At 64.5% G+C, this 18638-nt stretch carries 16 protein-coding genes; 8 read left to right on the top strand and 8 right to left on the bottom strand.

Annotated elements, in window-relative coordinates; all coding sequences use genetic code 11:
- The first annotated feature begins 63 nt into the window (after positions 1–63).
- The 3 genes from SxD43FB_RS06015 (at position 64) to SxD43FB_RS06005 (ending at position 3223) form a co-directional block, all read left to right on the top strand.
- Positions 64–1692: an alpha-D-glucose phosphate-specific phosphoglucomutase gene (locus tag SxD43FB_RS06015; protein ID WP_096061411.1), complete on the top strand. Its 1629-nt coding sequence runs from the start codon at positions 64–66 to the stop codon at positions 1690–1692.
- Between the two features lie 36 nt (positions 1693–1728).
- Positions 1729–2412 carry a DUF2490 domain-containing protein gene (locus SxD43FB_RS06010; RefSeq protein WP_096061410.1) on the top strand — a complete coding sequence of 228 codons (684 nt, stop codon included), beginning with the start codon at positions 1729–1731 and terminating at the stop codon, positions 2410–2412.
- A gap of 67 nt (positions 2413–2479) precedes the next feature.
- The gene (locus tag SxD43FB_RS06005) at positions 2480–3223 is read left to right on the top strand and encodes a 2OG-Fe dioxygenase family protein (protein WP_096061409.1); all 744 of its coding nucleotides are present in this window, start codon (positions 2480–2482) and stop codon (positions 3221–3223) included.
- Here the strand turns inward: SxD43FB_RS06005 and SxD43FB_RS06000 are convergent.
- The 3 genes from SxD43FB_RS06000 to SxD43FB_RS05990 all read right to left on the bottom strand — a co-directional run bounded on the left by SxD43FB_RS06000 (position 3218) and on the right by SxD43FB_RS05990 (position 5600).
- Entirely contained in the window at positions 3218–4021 is an 804-nt protein-coding gene (locus SxD43FB_RS06000) for a TIM barrel protein (protein ID WP_096061408.1), read from the bottom strand. The genes SxD43FB_RS06005 and SxD43FB_RS06000 overlap by 6 nt on opposite strands.
- Positions 4018–4821, bottom strand: a complete 804-nt coding sequence (locus tag SxD43FB_RS05995) for an SDR family oxidoreductase (protein ID WP_096061536.1) — start codon at positions 4819–4821, stop codon at positions 4018–4020. Before SxD43FB_RS05995 ends, SxD43FB_RS06000 begins: the two co-directional genes overlap by 4 nt.
- A gap of 74 nt (positions 4822–4895) precedes the next feature.
- Positions 4896–5600 (bottom strand): TetR family transcriptional regulator, encoded by a 705-nt coding sequence (locus SxD43FB_RS05990; RefSeq protein ID WP_176482682.1) that lies wholly within the window; start codon positions 5598–5600, stop codon positions 4896–4898.
- Between the two features lie 104 nt (positions 5601–5704).
- Between SxD43FB_RS05990 and SxD43FB_RS05985 the strand changes: the two genes are divergently transcribed.
- Genes SxD43FB_RS05985 through SxD43FB_RS05975 form a run of 3 tightly spaced genes read left to right on the top strand, consistent with a single transcriptional unit; the run spans position 5705 to position 8545 of the window.
- Positions 5705–7018: an aromatic ring-hydroxylating dioxygenase subunit alpha gene (locus SxD43FB_RS05985; RefSeq protein WP_096061406.1), complete on the top strand. Its 1314-nt coding sequence runs from the start codon at positions 5705–5707 to the stop codon at positions 7016–7018.
- On the top strand, positions 7011–7535 hold the full coding sequence (locus tag SxD43FB_RS05980) for a nuclear transport factor 2 family protein (protein WP_096061405.1): 525 nt from the start codon (positions 7011–7013) through the stop codon (positions 7533–7535). The genes SxD43FB_RS05985 and SxD43FB_RS05980 overlap by 8 nt, the downstream gene beginning before the upstream one ends.
- Complete coding sequence (locus SxD43FB_RS05975) at positions 7532–8545, top strand: NADP-dependent oxidoreductase (RefSeq protein ID WP_096061404.1); 1014 nt, start codon at positions 7532–7534, stop codon at positions 8543–8545. Before SxD43FB_RS05980 ends, SxD43FB_RS05975 begins: the two co-directional genes overlap by 4 nt.
- Before the next feature lie 22 nt (positions 8546–8567).
- Here the strand turns inward: SxD43FB_RS05975 and SxD43FB_RS05970 are convergent, their stop codons facing one another.
- The gene (locus SxD43FB_RS05970; protein ID WP_096061403.1) at positions 8568–9905 is read right to left on the bottom strand and encodes an aromatic ring-hydroxylating dioxygenase subunit alpha; all 1338 of its coding nucleotides are present in this window, start codon (positions 9903–9905) and stop codon (positions 8568–8570) included.
- A gap of 164 nt (positions 9906–10069) precedes the next feature.
- On the opposite strand from SxD43FB_RS05970, the gene SxD43FB_RS05965 reads away from it, so the two are divergent.
- Positions 10070–10540 (top strand): nuclear transport factor 2 family protein, encoded by a 471-nt coding sequence (locus SxD43FB_RS05965; protein ID WP_096061402.1) that lies wholly within the window; start codon positions 10070–10072, stop codon positions 10538–10540.
- 4 nt (positions 10541–10544) lie between these two features.
- Here the strand turns inward: SxD43FB_RS05965 and putA are convergent, their stop codons facing one another.
- Positions 10545–14144 carry a trifunctional transcriptional regulator/proline dehydrogenase/L-glutamate gamma-semialdehyde dehydrogenase gene (gene putA / locus SxD43FB_RS05960; RefSeq protein WP_096061401.1) on the bottom strand — a complete coding sequence of 1200 codons (3600 nt, stop codon included), beginning with the start codon at positions 14142–14144 and terminating at the stop codon, positions 10545–10547.
- Between the two features lie 99 nt (positions 14145–14243).
- Here putA and SxD43FB_RS05955 point away from each other — a divergent pair, with 99 nt between their 5' ends.
- Positions 14244–14723 carry an Lrp/AsnC family transcriptional regulator gene (locus tag SxD43FB_RS05955; protein WP_037478016.1) on the top strand — a complete coding sequence of 160 codons (480 nt, stop codon included), beginning with the start codon at positions 14244–14246 and terminating at the stop codon, positions 14721–14723.
- Between the two features lie 10 nt (positions 14724–14733).
- Here the strand turns inward: SxD43FB_RS05955 and SxD43FB_RS05950 are convergent, their stop codons facing one another.
- The 3 genes from SxD43FB_RS05950 to manD form a co-directional block, all read right to left on the bottom strand.
- Complete coding sequence (locus SxD43FB_RS05950; RefSeq protein WP_096061400.1) at positions 14734–16005, bottom strand: SGNH/GDSL hydrolase family protein; 1272 nt, start codon at positions 16003–16005, stop codon at positions 14734–14736.
- The gene (locus tag SxD43FB_RS05945) at positions 16002–17285 is read right to left on the bottom strand and encodes an MFS transporter (RefSeq protein WP_096061399.1); all 1284 of its coding nucleotides are present in this window, start codon (positions 17283–17285) and stop codon (positions 16002–16004) included. The genes SxD43FB_RS05950 and SxD43FB_RS05945 overlap by 4 nt, the downstream gene beginning before the upstream one ends.
- Before the next feature lie 133 nt (positions 17286–17418).
- Positions 17419–18630, bottom strand: coding sequence for a D-mannonate dehydratase ManD (manD, locus tag SxD43FB_RS05940; protein ID WP_096061398.1), 1212 nt, complete (start codon positions 18628–18630; stop codon positions 17419–17421).
- Positions 18631–18638 lie beyond the last annotated feature (8 nt).

The raw sequence follows: 18638 nt of genomic DNA, 5'->3' as shown, positions 1-18638 counted from the left end.
GGATTGAAAAGGTCCGTCCAGCCGGGCCATAGAGACAAGAACCGACACTAAAGGGATGCCCGCGTGATCCAGACCGTTTCGACCCAGCCCTTCACGGACCAGAAGCCCGGCACGTCGGGCCTGCGCAAGAAGGTACGCATCTTCGCGCAGCCCCATTATGCCGAAAATTTCGTCCAGTCGGTGTTCGACAGCCTCGACGGATTTGCGGGGCAGACCTTGGTCGTCGGCGGCGACGGGCGCTACCTCAACCGCGAAGTCATCCAGATCGTGCTGAAGATGGCGGCGGCCAATGGCTTTGGCCGGGTGCTGGTGGGCCAGGGCGGCATATTGTCCACGCCCGCCGCCTCGCACCTCATCCGCGCATCGGGCGCCTTTGGCGGTCTCGTCCTGTCGGCCAGCCACAATCCCGGCGGCCCGGACGAAGATTTCGGCATCAAATATAATATCGGCAATGGCGGCCCGGCGCCTGAAAAAGTGACCGACGCGATCATCGAGCGCACCCTGTCGATAGAAAGCTACAAGATCTTCGACGCCCCCGACATTGATCTCGACACGATCGGCACGGCCACGTTGGGCGGCATGACTGTCGATGTGGTCGATCCCGTCGCCGCCTATGCCGACCTGATGGAAAGCCTGTTCGATTTCGCCGCGATCCGCGCGAAGATTGCGGACGGATTCACCCTCGCCTTCGATTCGATGAGCGCGGTGACTGGTCCCTATGCGGTCGAGATTTTCGAAAAGCGGCTCGGCGCGCCGCAGGGCACGGTGATGAACGGCACGCCCCTGCCGGACTTTGGCCATCATCATCCCGACCCGAACCTCGTCCATGCCAAGCAATTGTACGACCGCATGATGGCCCCGGACGCGCCCGATTTCGGCGCAGCGTCCGACGGCGATGGCGACCGCAACCTCATCATCGGGCGGCATTGCTATGTCACGCCCTCCGACTCGCTCGCGGTGCTGGCGGCTAACGCCCATCTCGCGCCCGGCTATGCGGCGGGCCTCAAGGGCATCGCCCGCTCCATGCCCACCAGTGGCGCGGCCGACCGCGTGGCAGAAAAGCTGGGCGTGCCGCTCTATGAGACGCCCACCGGCTGGAAATTCTTCGGCAACCTGCTCGACGCGGGCATGGCGACCATCTGCGGCGAGGAAAGCGCGGGCACTGGCTCTGACCATGTGCGCGAAAAGGACGGCATTTGGGCGGTGCTGCTATGGCTCAACATCCTGGCCGTGCGCGGCGAAAGCGTCGCTGCGATCATGGCCGATCATTGGGCGACCTATGGACGCAATTATTATGCCCGCCACGATTATGAAGCCATCGCCAAGGACAAGGCCGACGCGCTAATGGCGGCGCTGCGCGCCTCGCTCGACAGCCTGCCCGGCACCACCAACAGCGGCGGCACGATCAAGAGCGCCGACGATTTCGCCTATACCGATCCCACCGATCAGTCGGTCAGCCGCAACCAAGGCGTCCGCATCCTGTTCACCGACGGATCGCGCGTCGTATTCCGCCTGTCGGGCACCGGCACCGAAGGCGCGACCCTGCGCGTCTATCTCGAACGCTATGTCGGCACCGATGGCGACCTTGGCATGGCAACGGGCGACGCCCTCGCCCCGCTGATCGCCGCTGCGCAGGAAGTCGCCGACATTGCAGGCTATACCGGCATGGACCAACCCAGCGTCATTACCTGACGCTGACCCAGCGCCAATTCTAATAAAGGAGCGCCGATGCGCCGCCTACCCCTCATCCTGTCCGCGCTATTCATCGCCGCGGCGACACCCGCTCACGCCCAGACCAGCCAGGACGAACAACTCTGGCTCAACCTGACAGCGATGGGATCGGTAAAGGGCGACCTCGTCTATCTCGCCGAAATCCAGCCACGCGTCGGCGATGGCGTCTCGCGGGTCAATCAGGCGATCTTTCGCGGCGCGCTGGGCTGGAAATTGTCCCCCACCGTCACCGTCTATCAGGGCTATGCCCATATCGTCTCGCCGGTCGAAAACGGCGCGGATGTGAACGAGGATCGCAGCTTCCAGCAACTCAACTGGACGCTTGGCAAGCCCTGGGGCGGCGAACTCATGTCGCGCACCCGGCTGGAACAGCGCTGGCGATCGGACGGCGACGATATGGGCTGGCGGGTGCGCGAAATGCTCCGCTACGAAAAGCCGCTGCGGCCGGGCAGTGATGCGGTCAACGCGCTGGTCTATGCCGAAGGGTTCGTCGCACTCAACGACACCGACTGGGGCGTGAAAGGCGGCTTCGATCAGGCGCGCGGCTTCGTCGGGGTGGAATTGGGCCTGCCCGGCGCCTCCACGGCGGAGGTCGGCTATCTGGCGCAAGTGGTCGATCAGCGCGGTGGGCGCACCGCCGTCAATCACGTCGCCTCGCTGACGCTCTTCTTCCGCCATTGACGCGCACGATCCGGCTGGGGGCAAATGGCCCTGTCGTTCGTTCACGAGGGGCACTATGGCCCCTTGCATGACAGATAACCCGCCCCTGCCCGATAGCGCCCTTGGCGACAGCATGACCGCCATCGGCTATGCCCGGCTGGAGGGGCACGACACGATCGCGCAGCTGCATGCCAATGCCGCCGATTGGCACGCCTTCGCCGCCAGTTGGAACGATCTCGGCCCCGATCTCTACATGGCCGATGGCGGCCGCTATCGCCGCCGTCGCCACGCCGTCTTCCTGTGCGACCATGGCGCGTTCGCGCGGATGCCGCACCAGCCCCATTATCAAAGCCGCGACTATAATCGGCTCAACGGCGACGTGCAGCGCTGGTTCGACCCAGTCGAGCAGGCGGTCATCGACAATCCGGTCTGCCAGGCGATCTTCGCCTTGTGCGCGGCGCAGTTCGACCCAGCGGCCCAGGGTCGCTGGCATGTCGAAATGCACCAGTTCCGTATCGAGGCGAAGCCCGACGAAGTCGGCCGCCCGACCCCCGAAGGGCTGCACCGCGACGGCGTCGATCATGTCTTCGTCATGCTGGTCGAACGCAACAATGTGCGCGAAGGCGTCACCCGCATCGGCGCGCCCGACGGCACGCCGCTGGGCGAATTCATGCTGGCCCAGCCGGGCGACGCCATGCTGATCGACGATCGCCGCATCCTGCATGGCGTAACCGAAATCCACCCGCACGACCCCGCCCGCCCCGCCTGGCGCGACGCGTTGGTGGTGACCTTCGCCGCCCTTAGCGCAGAGAAAAGCGCGTCGCCCTCATAGGCCACGCCCCTCAACCCAAGCCCGCGTCGTCGCCAGCATCCGCGCCGCCCGTTCGTTGAGGTCCGGCCACCCCTCCCGCAGTGCGGTCGACCGTTCCTCGACCGCCACGGGCAATCCCTGCGGCATCGCCTCCAGCAGCGCCCCTATCGGCAATCCCCCCGCGCCCAGCGCCACGCGCCCGTCGATCGCCTCGGTCAGGATCGCCGCCGCCTCGGCCGGGTCCGCGCCGGGGTCGGGCGCGTCGCATAATTGGACATAGCTCAGCCACGCAGGCGGCACCGCCGCGACTTCCGCCAGCGTCCCGCCCGACCGCCGCCAATGCAGCGCGTCGATCAACAGGCCCATCGCCGGATGATCGATCGCGCGCAGTATCGCGCTCGCCTGCCCGATCGTCTTGACCTCGGTAAAAATGCCGAATTCCAAATTGATGCGGAGCGCATCCCCCGCCCGTTCGGCCAGCATCGCCAGCTTGTCGCGCGTCGCCCCATCGTCGGGATCGCTGCTGACGCACAACACATTCCGCGCGCCCAGTTCCATCCCCACATCGACCAGCCGCAGATGATCGGGATCGGGCGGCCCCGGCTTGATCCACACCACTTCGATGTCGATCAGCGGCAGGCCCGTGTCGCGCAGCGCCGCCTTCACCTGCCGCGTCGTCGCATCCGTCCAGTCCGCCGCCTCGAACCACATGCCGCCATAATCGAAACCGGCCCGTGCCGCTGCCTCCACCAATTGCAGCGGCGTCGCGTCGGGCATGATCCCCGACGCCATGCAGAGCGGTGGCAGCGGGCGCGTCACGCCCCGGCGGCAGCCATCGCGGCGGCGACCGACGCCTCAATATCCGCCTTGGTCGGATTGGCGCGCAGCGTCAGCCCGCCATTCACCTGCAAATTCTGCCCGGTCATGAAACAGGCGTCGCTGGCCAGGAACAGGCACGCCTCGGCCACATCGTCCGACGTGCCATAGCGGCCCAGCGGATAGCCCTTGCGAAACGCATCCATCAACCCTGGCACCGCCGCCGCATCCGCTGTCATCGGCGTTTCAGTGATGCCGGGCGACACGCTGTTGGCGCGAATGCCCATGCTCCCAAATTCATTGGCGACGGTGCGGACCAGATGGTCGGTCCCAGCCTTGGTCGCCATATAGGCCGCATGGTCGTGGAACATGATCGTCGCGGTCGCCGAACTGATCTGGATGATCGACCCGCCGCCGCGCCGCTCCATCGCCGGGATCAGCGCCTGGAAAAACTGGAACGGCCCGCGCAGTTGCAGCGCATACATGGCGTCCAGATCGTCCTGCGTCGTCTCCAGAAACGGCTTGAGCAATCCCCAGCCGGTCGCGTTGATCGCAATATCAACCCCGCCCAGTGCCGCTTCGGCGTCGGACACCGCCGTCTTTATGCTCTGCTGATCGGTCATGTCGCAGGCGACGGCGACCCCGCCAATCTCGTCGGCAAAGGCGGACAGCGCGTCGGCCTTGCGCCCCGCCACCGCGACCCGCGCCCCTTCGGCGGTCAGGCGGCGGGCGATGACCTGCGCCATATTATCCTTGCCAGCCGCACCGACGATCAGCGCCAATTTGCCGTTCAACCTGCCCATCATCTCTTCCTTCGCGCATCTATTTTATGCGCCAAGGTAACGGGCCGGGACGATGCGCCAAACTCGGCTTTATGCTAGGCCTCCCGCACCAGTCCGGTGAAGCCCGCGCCGACGAAATCGACCATCCGCTCGACCATCGCGTCCAGATCGCTGGAGCTGAACCGCCCGCCCGACTGGCGATCCAACATGCCGCTTTCGGCCAATATATGCGTGATCATCGCCTGGAAGAAAAAGAAACCCCACTGCACATCGCCCTCGTCCATCTCCGGGTGCAGCGCGCGCAATGCCTCGACATAGGCGGCGATCACATCGTCGAAATGCTGGCGAAACGGCGATATGAACGCTTCCTGCTGCGGCATGTTCGCCACCAGCGCCATCAGGCGGATATAATTTTTCCACCCCGTCCCGCCGCGCATCGATCGGTCGACGATCGGCGTGATGAAGGCGCGGATGATCGCGCGGCGAAGGGTCGCCTGGTCGCCCGCAACCTGCCGCGCCTGCACCAGCGCGTCCGCCATGCCCGCCACATGCGCGTCGGCGCGCCGGTCGATCACCGCGCCGAACAAATCTTCCTTCGACCCGAAATGATAATGGGTCAGCGCCACCTGCACCCCGGCCTGCGTCGCAATGTCGCGCAACGACACGCCATGATAGCCCCGGATCGAAAAGAGCGACTCAGCCGCATCCAATATCCTGGCCGCCGTATCGGGTGCCCGCCGCCGATCGAGTTTCGGCACCGCCGCCCCCTCCGGCCCACCTGTCGTTTCCGCTAGTTTCAACGCTTTCCTGCCCATCGGACAGCTATGGCGAAGATATTGACAGGCAGCAACCGATCGGGGTAAATTTAGTCGATCGTTCAACTAAAAAATAGCGAGAGGGTATCATGACCATCGAGTCTTTCCTGGGCCGCGCGATTGCCGCCTATGATCCGCCCGTGCGCGGTGACCGCATCACGGGCGAACGCTATCATGAAAAACGCTGGGCAGACGCTGAATGGGCGCATGTCTGGACCAAGGCCTGGCATATCGGCGGCATGGCCGCCGACCTTGAAGAGGCAGGCGACTTCCTGACCCATAATATCGGCCGGGAATCGGTGGTCATGCTCTGCCAGGAGGATGGATCGGTCAAAGCCTTCTACAATGCCTGCAAGCATCGCGGTTATCGCCTCGCCTGGACCGAAGTCGGCGGTTCCCCCTTCCTCACCTGCGGCTATCATGGCTGGAAATATGCGCCCGACGGCACGCTCGCCCATGTCCAAGACCCCGATGATTTTCCCGGCGGCTCACCCTGCGGCAAGGTGAAGCTGGAGGAAATTCCCTGCACCGTCTGGGGCGGCTTCGTCTGGTTCACCATGGATCGCGATGCCGCGCCGCTCAAGACATGGCTGGGCGCAGCGGGCGAACAGCTCGAACAATGGCAGATGGGCAAGATGACGCGCGTGCTGGCGCTCAGTTCCGACGTGCCGTGCAACTGGAAGATCATCCGCGACAATTTCAACGAAAGCTATCACCTCCCTAATCTCCACCCGCAAATCGCCGGGTCGATCGATGACGCGCTCGAAGGCACCATCTTCGAGATGAACCCCGAAGGCCATAATTGCATGATCATGCGCGGCCTCAAGCCATCGGGCCGCTATCCCACCTCCGACATCCTCGAAATGCCGCTCGCCCAGGCGCTCGAATATTGGGAGTTGGACCCCAAGGATTATGAAGGCCGCGCCAGCCAGGCGCGCGACGCCATCCTCGCGCAAAAGCGCAAGCTGGGCGCGGAAAAGGGCTATGCCCATTATGCGACCATGGGCGACAGCGAGATTGTGGATTATCACCACTATACGCTCTTCCCCAACATCACCTTCACCATGTGGCCGGACGGATTCCAGCTATTGCGGTCCGAACCGCACCCGACCGACCCGGAACGCTGCATCTTCGACCATTGGTTCATGGCGCATGAAATGCCCGGCAGCGATGTTGTGATGGGACCGATGGGGCCAACCCCCTTCGAACATGTCGAGCGCGAAAAGATCGAGTTCGGCACCAGGTCGCTGGGCGATGTCGCTGATCAGGATATGAGCGTCGCGATCGGCCAGCAACTCGGGCTCCATTCGCGCGGCTTTACCGGCGGCATCCTGCCCAATCAGGAAAAGCGGGTGCAGATGTTCCATGAAAAGCTGAACGACGTCTGCGGCATCCATGACTGATCCCGCGCTGATCGACGCCCTCGTCGCGAAGCAGCAGATTGCCGACCTGACCGCCGCTTATTGCCGGGGCGTCGATCGTGCCGATGCGGCGTTGCTGGGTTCGCTCTTTCATGCCGACAGCCATGTCGAAAGCGGCCCCTTCAACGGCAGCGGCCAGGATTTTGCCCGCGAAATCTGCGCCATCGTCCGCACCGTTTTCACCCAGACCAGCCACGCCAATGCGCATCAATGGGTGGAGGTCGATGGCGACAGCGCGAAGGGCGAAACCTATGTCACCGCGCTCGCCACTCCGCGCGGGCAGGAGGGCGACCCCATCCATATGCTGACCGGCGGCCGCTATCTCGACCGCTTCGTCCGCACCAACGGCACATGGCAGTTTATCGAACGGCGCTTCGTGTGCGACTGGGTCGTCCGCCAGCCCGCCGGTGGCGGCGAAGACCTTTATGCCGGTTTCCTGCGCGGCGCACAGGGACCGACCGATCCCGTTCATAGCCTCTGGGGAAACACCGCATCATGACCGCCTCCGTCAATCGCCGTTTCCTCCTCGTCTCCCGCCCCGATGGCTCGCCGCGCGAAAGCGACTTCCGGTTGGAGGACAGTCCCGTCCCCACGCCCGGCCCCGGCGAAATCCTCATCCGCAACCAATATGCCTCGCTCGACCCCGCCATCCGCGGCTGGCTCGACGATGCGCCAAGCTATCTGCCGCCCATCGCGATCGGCGATCCGGTGCGCGCCTCCACCATCGGCACGGTCGAGGCGAGCGGCGTCGATCGCTTCAAGCCGGGCGATTGGGTCATGGGGCTGAACGCGATCGAGGCATATAGCCTCGTCACCCCCAATGACTTCATGCACCCGATCGACGTGTCGGCGGCCCCGTCTGTCACCAGCTATCTGTCCGCCATGGGCGCGGTCGGCCTCACCGCATGGTTCGGTGTCAGCGACGCGATGCAGCCCCGTCCCGGCCAGACCGTGCTGGTCAGCGGCGCGGCGGGCGCGGTCGGCTCGATGGTAGGGCAACTCGCCAAATTGCGCGGCGCGCGGGTCGTCGGCATTGCCGGGGGCGCGACCAAATGCGCGCGATTGACCGACCGCTATGACTTCGACGCGGCGATCGACTATCGCGGCAAGGACGAAGCAGCGCTCGCCGACGCCATCGCCACGGCCTGCCCGGACGGCATCGATCATGTCTTCGAAAATGTCGGCGGCGTCTGCCTCGACGCGGCCTTGCGCCACATCAACCAGGACGCACAAATCCTTTTGTGCGGCCTCATCTCCGAATATAATGGCGCGCCCCACGGCGCGCGCAACATCTGGCAGCTGATCGTCAAGACCGCCACCATGCGCGGCTTCCTCATCGCCCGCTATGCCGACCGCTTCCCCGAAGGCAGCCAGGCCATCGCCGCGCTGATCGGCGAGGGCAAGCTGGTGTTCGACGAACATATCGAACAGGGCATAGACAACGCCTACCCCGCCTTCATGCGCCTCTTCGACGGCACCAACGACGGCAAGATGATCCTGAAACTATAACCGAATGGACATGGGACGGCGCCTAGCGCCGTCCCGCCAGATAGTCGTTCAACACCTCATGGAAATAGCGAACCCGCGTTTCCTGCGCGCTGAGGTAAGCGTCGCCATAGCCGCGCGAATGCATTCCCCGCTGCATCCCTTCGGCCAGCATCATGTCCTGATAGACGATCTGCCCCTCAATCTCCGGCACGCCCCGGCCATTGTCGAAATCACGCCAAAGCATGTCCGCTTCGCTGAACGGTTGTGGTCCCGCCATGATCGATTCCACCTGCGTCTGCCCCGCCACCGGAAAGGCCATGCACCATAGATCGAAGGTGCATTTGCCCGGATCATCAGCATGGGGTTCGGTGCGGAAGAACAGGATATTGTCGGGCAGGAAGGAAATGGTGACATTGGGGAAGATCACCGTATGCGGACTGTCCGTGATCTGCTCATCGTCCATATGTTCATAATGGAGATAGCCCCGCTCGCGCCATAGCCGCCGCTTGGCCGCCTTGAGGTCCAGCCACCCCTGCATCGCCTTGGTCTCATAGTCCGGGTAGCTGTCCGGGTCGATGTCCCACTGGCGCAGGATATGGTCGAACGGATGCGGCACGCCGTCGGGCAGCCGGTCGCTGAGCGAGGGCCGCATCGGCTGGACCGTGCGCCCATGGCCTGCTGGATACATTTCATGCCGGGCGGTATCGACATCCTGGTCGATCCATGGCGGCACCTGCGGATGAGCGGTGCGGGTGTGATAGCTTTCGGAGAAATTGTCGGTCGCGAACTTCCAATTGGTGTTGAGGTTGATCTTCATCCAGAACACCCGGACGCCCGTGTCCATCGGGTAATTTTTGTAAAGCTCCGGCATCGGCGCGAGATAGTCGAGCAAGTCGGGCGCGGTATCGTCCATCGTGTACCAGACGAACCCGCCCCAAGTGGCGCAGCGCAGTTCCTTGAGCTTCAACTTGCCGCAGGGGTTGCCTTGCGGAAAATCATGTGGGTCCTGCGCATATTGGAGCATGCCGTCCTTGCCCCATTTCCAGCCATGATAGGGACAGGTGAGCGCCTCGGCAAAAGCGCTGCCATCGGTCAGGCGCATGCCGCGATGCCCGCAGGCATTGTAGAAGGCCTTGATGCTTCCGTCGTCCTGTCGAATGCAGATGACGCTTTCATGCCGGAAGTCGTGGACGACATAGTCGCCCGGCTCCTCCAACTCCGCCGTCCGCCCCGCGACATGCCAGATCCGGGTCCACAAATGGTCCCATTCCTGCTGCATAAAATCGCGACTGGTATAGCGATCGCCGCTGATCGGATCGCCGCGCAGCGCGGCGGGATCGCGACCGTCCATGGTCAGCGGATGAATGGCGGGCTGGTCCATGCTGCTCTCTCCTGCTGGCATTCTTGAACCCAAGGGATAGGCGTCATGGCCTGCCCCGTCGCCTTGCACTTCTGTCAGGCGGCGCGGGCTGGCACTTGTCGCAGGTGGGGCGGGACGATGTTCGACCGCATAAGAGCGCGCTATAATCGATGGGAGATGGTCACATGGACGGCGTCGAGACATTGCTGGCGATCGAGGCGATCAAACAGCTCAAGGCCCGCTATTTCCGCTTGATGGACAATAAGGACTGGGCCGGATTGCGCGACGTCTTCTGCGACGACGCCCTGTTCGACGCACGCGCATCGCTCAGCATCGACGGCAAGGGCGACGAAGGCCGGGCGGCGGAGAGCAACGACTGGGTCTATGAAGGCGGCGACACCATCATCACGTTCATCCAGGCCGCGATCGGCACGCAACGCACGGTTCATCATGGCCATGGCCATGAAGTCGAGATCATCGGTCCCGATGACGCGCGCGGCGTGATCGCGATGGAGGACCAGATTTGGGATGCCAGCGGGACCAGCATGACCCTGCACGGGTGCGGCCATTATCATGAAGACTATAAGCGGGTGGATGGCCGCTGGCGCATCCACCGCTCGCGCATTTCCCGGCTGCAGGTGACGATCGGAGGCTGAGCCTTTAGCCGATCATCATCAGGCTGGCATTGCCCCCTGCCGCCGTCGTGTTGACCGAGGTGGAGACTTCCTCCAGCAACCAGTCGAGACAATAGCCATCCGCCGTTTCGGCATGGACCGGCACGATCCGGCCGGGTAGGTCAGCGGCGGCCTGGACCGCAGCGGCGACGCGCTCGGCGTCTCCCTCGACCAGGATAGCGGCAATGGGCGCATTGGCCTCTGCCGTGAAGCGCGCAGCCACCTCCGGCGGCAGGCTTGGCGGGACCGTCATGCCCTGCACCGTCGCGCTGTTGCCGGTGGCAAGGATCGCGGCCATCTGCCGGAACAGTCCGGCACGGGTAGCAGGGCGCAGCAGCATCGCCCCGCGCGGATGGAGGGTGTAGAGATTGCGCTCGCCGACCGGCCCCGGCAGCGTCATTTCGACACCCAGCGCCGACGCATCGCCTGCCCGGCGCGCTTCGCTAGCGGCCTCGCCATAGCCCTGCGCATCAAGCCAGTCGGCAAAGGCGTGGAGCGGCGTTTGCAACCGGCTGACCCGCGTTGCCAGAACCGACGACGTGGTGACTAGCCGCCCCAGATAAAGCGGTCCGCCAGCCTTCGGCCCAGTGCCGGACAGACCACAGCCGCCAAAGGGCTGAACCCCGACGATCGCGCCGATGACATTGCGATTGATATAGATATTGCCGACCTTCACCCGGCGCGTCACCCGCGCGACCGTTTCATCCAGACGGGTATGCAGCCCGAAGGTCAGGCCATAGCCGGTGGCGTTGATCGCACCGACAAGCGCGTCCAATCCATCACGACGAAAGCGCAGGACATGCAGGACCGGGCCGAAGACTTCGCGATCCAGATCCGTCAGGCTGTCGATCTCGATGATGGTCGGCGCAACGAAGGTGCCGTGCGCGGCTTCGGGCGGCAGCGGGCGTTGATCCACCGCCCGTCCCATCGCCCGCATCGCGTCGATATGGGCGTTGATGCCCGCTTGGGCTTCGGCCGTGATGACCGGGCCGATATCGACCTTGAGCGCATCAGTGCGGCCAAGGCTGAGTTCGGCGAGCGCGCCCTTGAGCATCGTCAATGTGCGATCGGCGACATCCTCCTGCAGGCACAGGACGCGCAGCGCCGAGCAGCGCTGGCCCGCGCTATCGAAGGCCGAGGCGATGACGTCGGCGACGACCTGTTCCGCGAGCGCCGATGAATCCACGATCATGGCATTTTGCCCGCCGGTTTCGGCGATCAATGGGATCGGTCTGCCCTGCGGCGACAGGCGGGTGGCAAGCTGGCGCTGGATCAGGCGGGCGACATCGGTCGATCCGGTGAACATCACGGCCGCGGTTTGCGGCGCGGCGACGAGCGCGGCGCCGATGGCGCCATCGCCCGGCAAAAGCTGGAGCGCGTCGGTCGGCACCCCTGCGGCGTGGAGCAGGCGGACGGCCTCGGCGGCGATGAGCGGCGTTTCTTCGGCAGGCTTGGCCAGCACGGCATTGCCCGCGACTAGCGCGGCGGCGACTTGGCCGGTGAAGATCGCCAGCGGGAAGTTCCACGGGCTGATGCAGGTGACTACGCCGAGCGCCTGCTGCTGCGGGCCGAAGGTGGTGCGGGCCTGCTGCGCATAATAGCGTAGAAAGTCGATCGCCTCCCGCACTTCGGCGATGGCGTTGGGGATGGACTTGCCCGCTTCGCGGACGATGAGGCCGAGCAGGATCGGCATCCGCGCCTGCATCGCGTCGGCCGTGCGATCGAGCGCGATGGCGCGATCAGCAACCGGCGTGTTGCGCCAGAGCGATGCGGCCGCCCGGATCGCTGCGGCGCGGGCATCGTCCACCGTTGCTTCGACCACGGTGCCGACGATATCGCGATGATCGGCCGGGTTGCGGACGGGCTGCCCCTCGCCCGCCCCGCCTTCCGGTGCGGCGGTCCAGTCCAGCGTCGCGCTATGCTGGAGCGCTTGCGTCAGGCTCGCCAAGGCCTTTTCATCGCTGAGGTCGATGCCATCTGAGTTGCGGCGGTCGGGGAAGATAGCGGCAGGCAGCGCGATCTGGTCGTGACGGGCGCCGGGGTTGGGCATGGCGCGGACGGTATCGACGGGGTCGGCGATCATCTCGTCCACCGACACGGCCGGGTCGGCGATGCGGTTGACGAAACTGCTGTTCGCGCCATTTTCGAGCAGGCGGCGGACGAGATAGGCGAGCAAGGTCTCATGCGTGCCGACCGGCGCATAGATGCGGCAGGGGCGATCCAGCTTACCCGCGCCGACCACCTGTTCGTAGAGCGGCTCGCCCATGCCGTGAAGGCACTGAAACTCATAGGTGCCGATGCTGAAATCCGGCCCGGCCATCGCATGGATGGTGGCGAGCGTCTGGGCATTATGGGTGGCGAATTGCGGGAAGACCGCGTCCTTGGCGGCGAGCAGTTTTTGCGCGCAGGCGATATAGGCAATGTCGGTGTGCAGCTTGCGGGTGTAGACCGGAAAATCGGCGAGGCCATCGACCTGCGCGCGCTTGATCTCCGCATCCCAATAGGCGCCCTTGACCAGCCGGACCATGATGCGGCGATCGGCGCGACGGGCAAGGTCGATGATCCAGTCGATGACGAAGGGGCAACGCTTGCCATAGGCCTGAACCACGAAGCCAAGCCCGTTCCAGCCGGACAGAGCCGGATGCAGCGCCAGGCTTTCCAGCAAGTCGAGCGACAGGTCGAGCCGGTCGGCCTCCTCCGCGTCGATGTTGAAGCCGATATTATAGCTTTTGGCGAGCGCGGCGAGTTGCTGCACGCGCGGCAGAAGCTCGGCCATGACGCGGTCGGCTTGCGCGCGGGCATAGCGCGGATGGAGCGCGGACAGCTTGATCGAGATGCCGGGACCGGCATAGACGCCGCGCTTGGCCGACGCCTTGCCGATGGCGTGGATCGCCTGTTCATAATCGGCATAATAGCGGGCGGCGTCGTCCGCCGTCGTCGCTGCTTCGCCCAGCATGTCATAGCTATAGGCGAACCCCTTGGCCTCCATCACCTTGGCGCGCTTGAGCGCTTCCTTGATGGTTTCGCCGGTGACGAATTGTTCGCCCATCATCCGCATGGCAAGATCGACGCCGCGTCGGATGACCGGCTCGCCCGCGCGTGCGACGAGGCGCGTCAGCGCTGCGCCAAGGCCGCGATCATCGACGCTGCCGACCAGCTTGCCGGTGACCACCAGCCCCCAGGTGGCGGCGTTGACGAACAGCGACTTGTCGGTGCCCAGATGCGATCCCCAATCACCATCGGCGATCTTGTCGCGGATCAGCGCGTCGCGGGTCGCGGCGTCGGGGATGCGGAGCAGCGCTTCGGCGAGGCACATCAGCGCGACGCCCTCCTGGCTGGACAGCGCATATTCCTGCACCAGACCTTCGACGCCGCTGCCCTTGTGATTGGCGCGCAGGGCCGTGACGAGCCTATGGGCCGTTTCCTGCGCCGCCGCGCGGGTCGCATCGGGCAGCGTCGCCGCTTCGATCAGCGGGGCCAGCGCCTCGGCTTCATCGCGGCGATAGGCGTCGGTGATCGCCTGCCGCAACGGAGATTGGGCGCGGATGGCAGGAGCGAAGGCGGCAAAGGGGGGCTGGACGGTCATACCCTACATCATATCGCATATGGTAGCGTCGATCTGCCTTATCAGGTCTGTTTGTGCGGCGGATGTGACTTATTCATGCCTCTATGTTAGGCAGCAATGATGGATAAAGCCGCCTCAACAGTCGATCTGGACGAATTCGACCGCAAGATCATCGCCGCTCTGGTGGAAGACGGCCGTATGACGGTGACCGATCTGGCGGCGCTGGTCGGCCTGTCCAAGACGCCATGCCAGGTGCGGCTGAAACGGTTGATCGAAACCGGCGTGATCCACGGGTTCCGCGCGATCGTCGATCCGGCCAAGCTGGGAATGGACCATGTCGCCTTTGCCGAGGTCAAGCTGAGCGATACGCGCGAAGCGGCGCTGCATGAGTTCAACATGGCGGTGCGGCGGATCGCCGAAGTCGAGGAATGCCATATGATCGCGAGCAGCTTCGACTATCTGCTCAAAGTAAGGACGGCGGATATTCGGCGCTATCGCATGGTGATGGGGGAGAAGATTTCCGCCCTGCCCCATGTCGCCAGCACCTCCACCTTCGTTGCGATGGAGACGGTGCTGGATGCCGGGGGACGGCGGAAATAGCGTCTGCCGGTCAGTCGAACAGGTCCAGCGCGATCGCGTCGCCCATCGCCCGATAGCCGCGGGGCGACGGGTGGAGCGCATCGCCACTGTCATAGGCGGGGGCCAAGCGATCGGGCCGTGCGGGGTCGCGGGTTGTGGCATCGAAATCGATCACCGCGTCGAAATTGCCCGGCTGTCTGATCCAGGCGTTGACGGCCTGGCGGTCGGCTTCGTTCTGGGCGTCGGCGTGATAATAATCATTGCCGACGAAGGGCATGACGGTCGCGCCGATCACCTTGATCCCTTTGGCACGGGCGCGGGCGATAATCTGGCGATAGGCGCCGATGATGCGGGCGACATGGGCCTGATGCGCGGCGGTGCTGACAGGGGCTTCGCGGGTGAGCGTGCCGAGATCGTTGATCCCTTCCAGCAGGATCAGATGCGTGACGCCGGGCTGCGCCAGCACGTCGCGGTCGAGCCGGGCGAGTGCGTTGGGACCAAGGCCATCGTCGAGCAGCCGATTGCCGCCGATCCCCTGATTGACGACCGCGATGTGGCGGCGTTTGGGGTCGGCCTGCAAGCGTTCGGCCAGCCGGTCGGTCCAGCGATCATTGCCGTTGGTAGTGCTGTTCTTGCCGTCGGTAATCGAGTCGCCCAGCGCGACGATCAGTCGTGCGGGGGCGCAGCGCTCGACTTCGAGCGCGGCGAGGTTGAACCAATGGTCGAAGGTGGCGGCTCCGGCGAATTGCGGGTCGGACAGATGATCGCCGGGCAGATGCCAGGAGGTGGCGCGCGAGCCGGGATGCGATGTCTGTTCGGGGTCGGCGGCGGCGTAGCGGATCGAGACGGCGATCGTGTCGAGCGCTTTGGCCGACAGCGGGACCGGGTCGGAGAGATAGTCCGCGCCGGGCGGGATGATAACGTCGGGCTGGCCATCGAAGCGGAGGGCTATCCGGCTTGCGGGATCAATGGTGGGCGCGGCGGAACTGGTGGCGCGGGCGATGCTGACGCCCAATATGGGGAGCGGCCGGGTGCCGGCGAGGTTCGACAGGCGGACACGGACGCGATCGCCACTGACCGAGGGACGGACGATCTGGCGCAGGGTCTGGTTCGCCAGCGTGCCGGGCGGGAGCGCGGCGTCGCCGGTGGGGCGGAATTGGGACGAGGCCCAGCCAGCGACCCAGGCCGGGGTGCAGCTTTGCGCATGGGCAGAGCCGATGGCCAAGGCCGTGGCGATGCAGGCCAAGCGGACAGCGACCCGTACACTGGTTGACGCTTTTTGCAGGAGGAGGAGCCGGGTCATGGTTCAGCCCCAATGGCGGCGCTATCGACGGCCTGATAGCGCGGGATGATGAGGTGGATGGTGGCGAGCGCGACGAGATAGGCGCAGGAGGCGACGGCGAAGATGGGACCGTAGCTGCCGACGGTTTCGAGGATGACGCCGGCGAACTTGGCCATCATCATGCCGCCGATCGCACCGGCCAGGCCACCGAGGCCGACGACCGACCCGGCCATCCAGCGGGGGAAGACGTCGCCCGGCAAAGCGTACAGGTTGGCGGAGAAGCCCTGATGCCCGGCGCAGGCAAGCCCAATTAGAGCAACTGCAACCCACATATTGGGCGCGTGCGTGGCAAAGGCGATGGGGACTGCGCAGAGCGCGGCGAGCAGCATCGCCGTCTTGCGCCCGCGATTGATGCTCCAGCCGCTGCCGATGAAGCGCGACGACGCCCAGCCGCCCGCGACCGACCCGACATCGGCCAGCAGATAGACGGCGATCAGCGGCGGGCCGAAGTCGAGCATCTTGACGCCATATTGTTTGTTGAAGAAATCGGGCAGCCAGAAGAGGAAGGTCCACCAGACCGGATCGATCAGGAAGCGCCCGGCCATATAGGCCCAGGTCTGGCGCAGGCGGAACAGCGTCGCCCATTTGACCGGGCGTTGCGGTTCGACGGGATCGGTTTCGATCCAGGCCAGTTCTTCGGCGGTGAGGCTCTTCTTCTCGCGCGGGCTGCGGTAGAAGCTGAGCCAGGCGACGAGCCATATGACCGTCAGCAGCCCGGTGAGGATGAAGGCCCAGCGCCAGCCCAATGTGACGGCGATGATCGGGACGATCAGCGGGGTCAGGATCGCGCCGACATTGGACCCGGCGTTGAAGATGCCGATCGCGAAGGCGCGTTCCTTCTTGGGGAACCATTCATTGGTCGCGGCGATGGCGGCGGGGAACGTCCCCGCCTCGCCGATCGCGAGCGGGATGCGCGCGAGCAACATGCCCGCGGTCGAGGTGAAGAAGATGTGCGCGACATGGCCGATGGTCCATAGCGACACGGCCAGCGTATAGCCGGCCCGCGCGCCGATCTTGTCGATCAGGCGGCCGAAAAAGACGTAGGAAATGCCATAGCCCGCCTGAAACCAGATGGCGAGATCGGCATAGCCGCTCTCGCTCCAGTCATAGCGCGCTTGCAGGTCTGGCTTGAGCGTCGGCAGGACGAGGCGGTCGACATAGCTCAGCACCACGGCGAAGAAGAGGAGCGCGCAGACGATCCAGCGGACTTTGCCGGAGGGTTTGGGGATCGCTATATTCATCGACTCGTTCACCCGCCAGTTCCGCCAACATCCGTTCGCCCTGAGCCTGTCGAAGGGCGCGCGCGTGCTTCGACAAGCTCAGCACGAACGGATGTGGGTGCCGTGAAAAACAACATGTGAATGGATAAACCTATCACCAATTGAACATCGTGCCGTCTTCCAGCCGGTTTACCGGCAGGAAGGCGCGGCTATAGTCATATTTGGCGGCCAGTTCTTCGTCGATGTCGACGCCCAGGCCCGGCGCTTCGCCGGGATGCATCGCGCCGTCGGCGAAGCTGTAGGCGTGGGGGAAGACGGCGTCGGTTTCGGGCGTGTGGCGCATATATTCCTGTACGCCGAAATTGGGGACGCTCAGATCAAAGTGCAGCGCGGCGGCCATGCAGACCGGCGACAGATCGGTCGCGCCGTGGCAGCCGGTGCGGACCTGATAGAGATCGGCGAGGTTGGCGATCTTGCGCAGATGGCTGATGCCGCCGGCGTGGACCACGGTGGCGCGGATATAGTCGATCAGCTGGTTTTCGATCAGTTCGCGGCAATCGTGGATGGAATTGAAGATTTCGCCCACGGCCAGCGGCGTGGTGGTGTGCTGGCGGATCAGTTTGAACGCTTCCTGATTTTCAGCGGGCGTCGCATCTTCGAGCCAGAAGGGACGATAAGGTTCGAGATCCTTGCCCAGTCGTCCGGCTTCGACCGGGGTCAGGCGATGATGGATGTCGTGCAGCAGGTGGACGTCCCAGCCCAACGCTTCGCGCGCGGCTTTGAACAGTTCGGGCACGACGCGCATATATTTGGAGGTGTTCCAGACATTTTCGGTCGGAAGGTCTGCATCGGCGGGTTCGTAGAAATATTTGTCCTTGCTGACGCCATAGGTCGATGCCATGCCGGGCACGCCGCACTGGATGCGGATCGCCTTATAGCCCTGCCGCTGATAATCGAGCGCGACCGCTACCGTATCCTCGATCGTGGTGCCGTTGGCATGGCCATAGACCATCACACTGTCGCGGCTGGCTCCGCCGAGCAATTGATAGACCGGCAGGCCCGCCAGCTTGCCCTTGATATCCCAGAGCGCGGTATCGACGGCGGCGATGGCCGACATGGTGACCGGGCCGCGCCGCCAATAGGCGCCCTTGTAGAGATATTGCCAGATATCCTCGATCCGGTGCGCATCCCTGCCGATCAGGCAGGGGATGACATGGTCCTGCAAATAGCTGGCCACCGCCAGTTCGCGGCCGTTGAGCGTCGCATCGCCAAGGCCATAGACACCGTCTTCGGTGATGATCTTCAAGGTGACGAAATTGCGGCCGGGGCAGGTGACGATGACCCTGGCATCAAGGATTTTAGGCATGTGCGTGG

Source organism: Sphingobium sp. D43FB (assembly GCF_002312805.1).
Taxonomy (GTDB): domain Bacteria; phylum Pseudomonadota; class Alphaproteobacteria; order Sphingomonadales; family Sphingomonadaceae; genus Sphingobium.
Note: the sequence above shows the minus strand (reverse complement) of the source record. Positions and strands in the feature narration are given on the sequence as shown.

What these genes read in the sequence shown, in the direction of transcription:
- SxD43FB_RS06010 (WP_096061410.1), top strand. Translation starts at nt 1,729, where the DNA reads ATGCGCCGCCTACCCCTCATCCTGTCCGCGCTATTCATCGCCGCGGCG.
- SxD43FB_RS06005 (WP_096061409.1), top strand. Translation starts at nt 2,480, where the DNA reads ATGACAGATAACCCGCCCCTGCCCGATAGCGCCCTTGGCGACAGCATG.
- SxD43FB_RS05995 (WP_096061536.1), bottom strand. Translation starts at nt 4,821, where the DNA reads ATGGGCAGGTTGAACGGCAAATTGGCGCTGATCGTCGGTGCGGCTGGC.
- SxD43FB_RS05985 (WP_096061406.1), top strand. Translation starts at nt 5,705, where the DNA reads ATGACCATCGAGTCTTTCCTGGGCCGCGCGATTGCCGCCTATGATCCG.
- SxD43FB_RS05980 (WP_096061405.1), top strand. Translation starts at nt 7,011, where the DNA reads ATGACTGATCCCGCGCTGATCGACGCCCTCGTCGCGAAGCAGCAGATT.
- SxD43FB_RS05975 (WP_096061404.1), top strand. Translation starts at nt 7,532, where the DNA reads ATGACCGCCTCCGTCAATCGCCGTTTCCTCCTCGTCTCCCGCCCCGAT.
- SxD43FB_RS05970 (WP_096061403.1), bottom strand. Translation starts at nt 9,905, where the DNA reads ATGGACCAGCCCGCCATTCATCCGCTGACCATGGACGGTCGCGATCCC.
- SxD43FB_RS05965 (WP_096061402.1), top strand. Translation starts at nt 10,070, where the DNA reads ATGGACGGCGTCGAGACATTGCTGGCGATCGAGGCGATCAAACAGCTC.
- putA (WP_096061401.1), bottom strand. Translation starts at nt 14,144, where the DNA reads ATGACCGTCCAGCCCCCCTTTGCCGCCTTCGCTCCTGCCATCCGCGCC.
- SxD43FB_RS05955 (WP_037478016.1), top strand. Translation starts at nt 14,244, where the DNA reads ATGGATAAAGCCGCCTCAACAGTCGATCTGGACGAATTCGACCGCAAG.
- SxD43FB_RS05950 (WP_096061400.1), bottom strand. Translation starts at nt 16,005, where the DNA reads ATGACCCGGCTCCTCCTCCTGCAAAAAGCGTCAACCAGTGTACGGGTC.
- SxD43FB_RS05945 (WP_096061399.1), bottom strand. Translation starts at nt 17,285, where the DNA reads ATGAATATAGCGATCCCCAAACCCTCCGGCAAAGTCCGCTGGATCGTC.
- manD (WP_096061398.1), bottom strand. Translation starts at nt 18,630, where the DNA reads ATGCCTAAAATCCTTGATGCCAGGGTCATCGTCACCTGCCCCGGCCGC.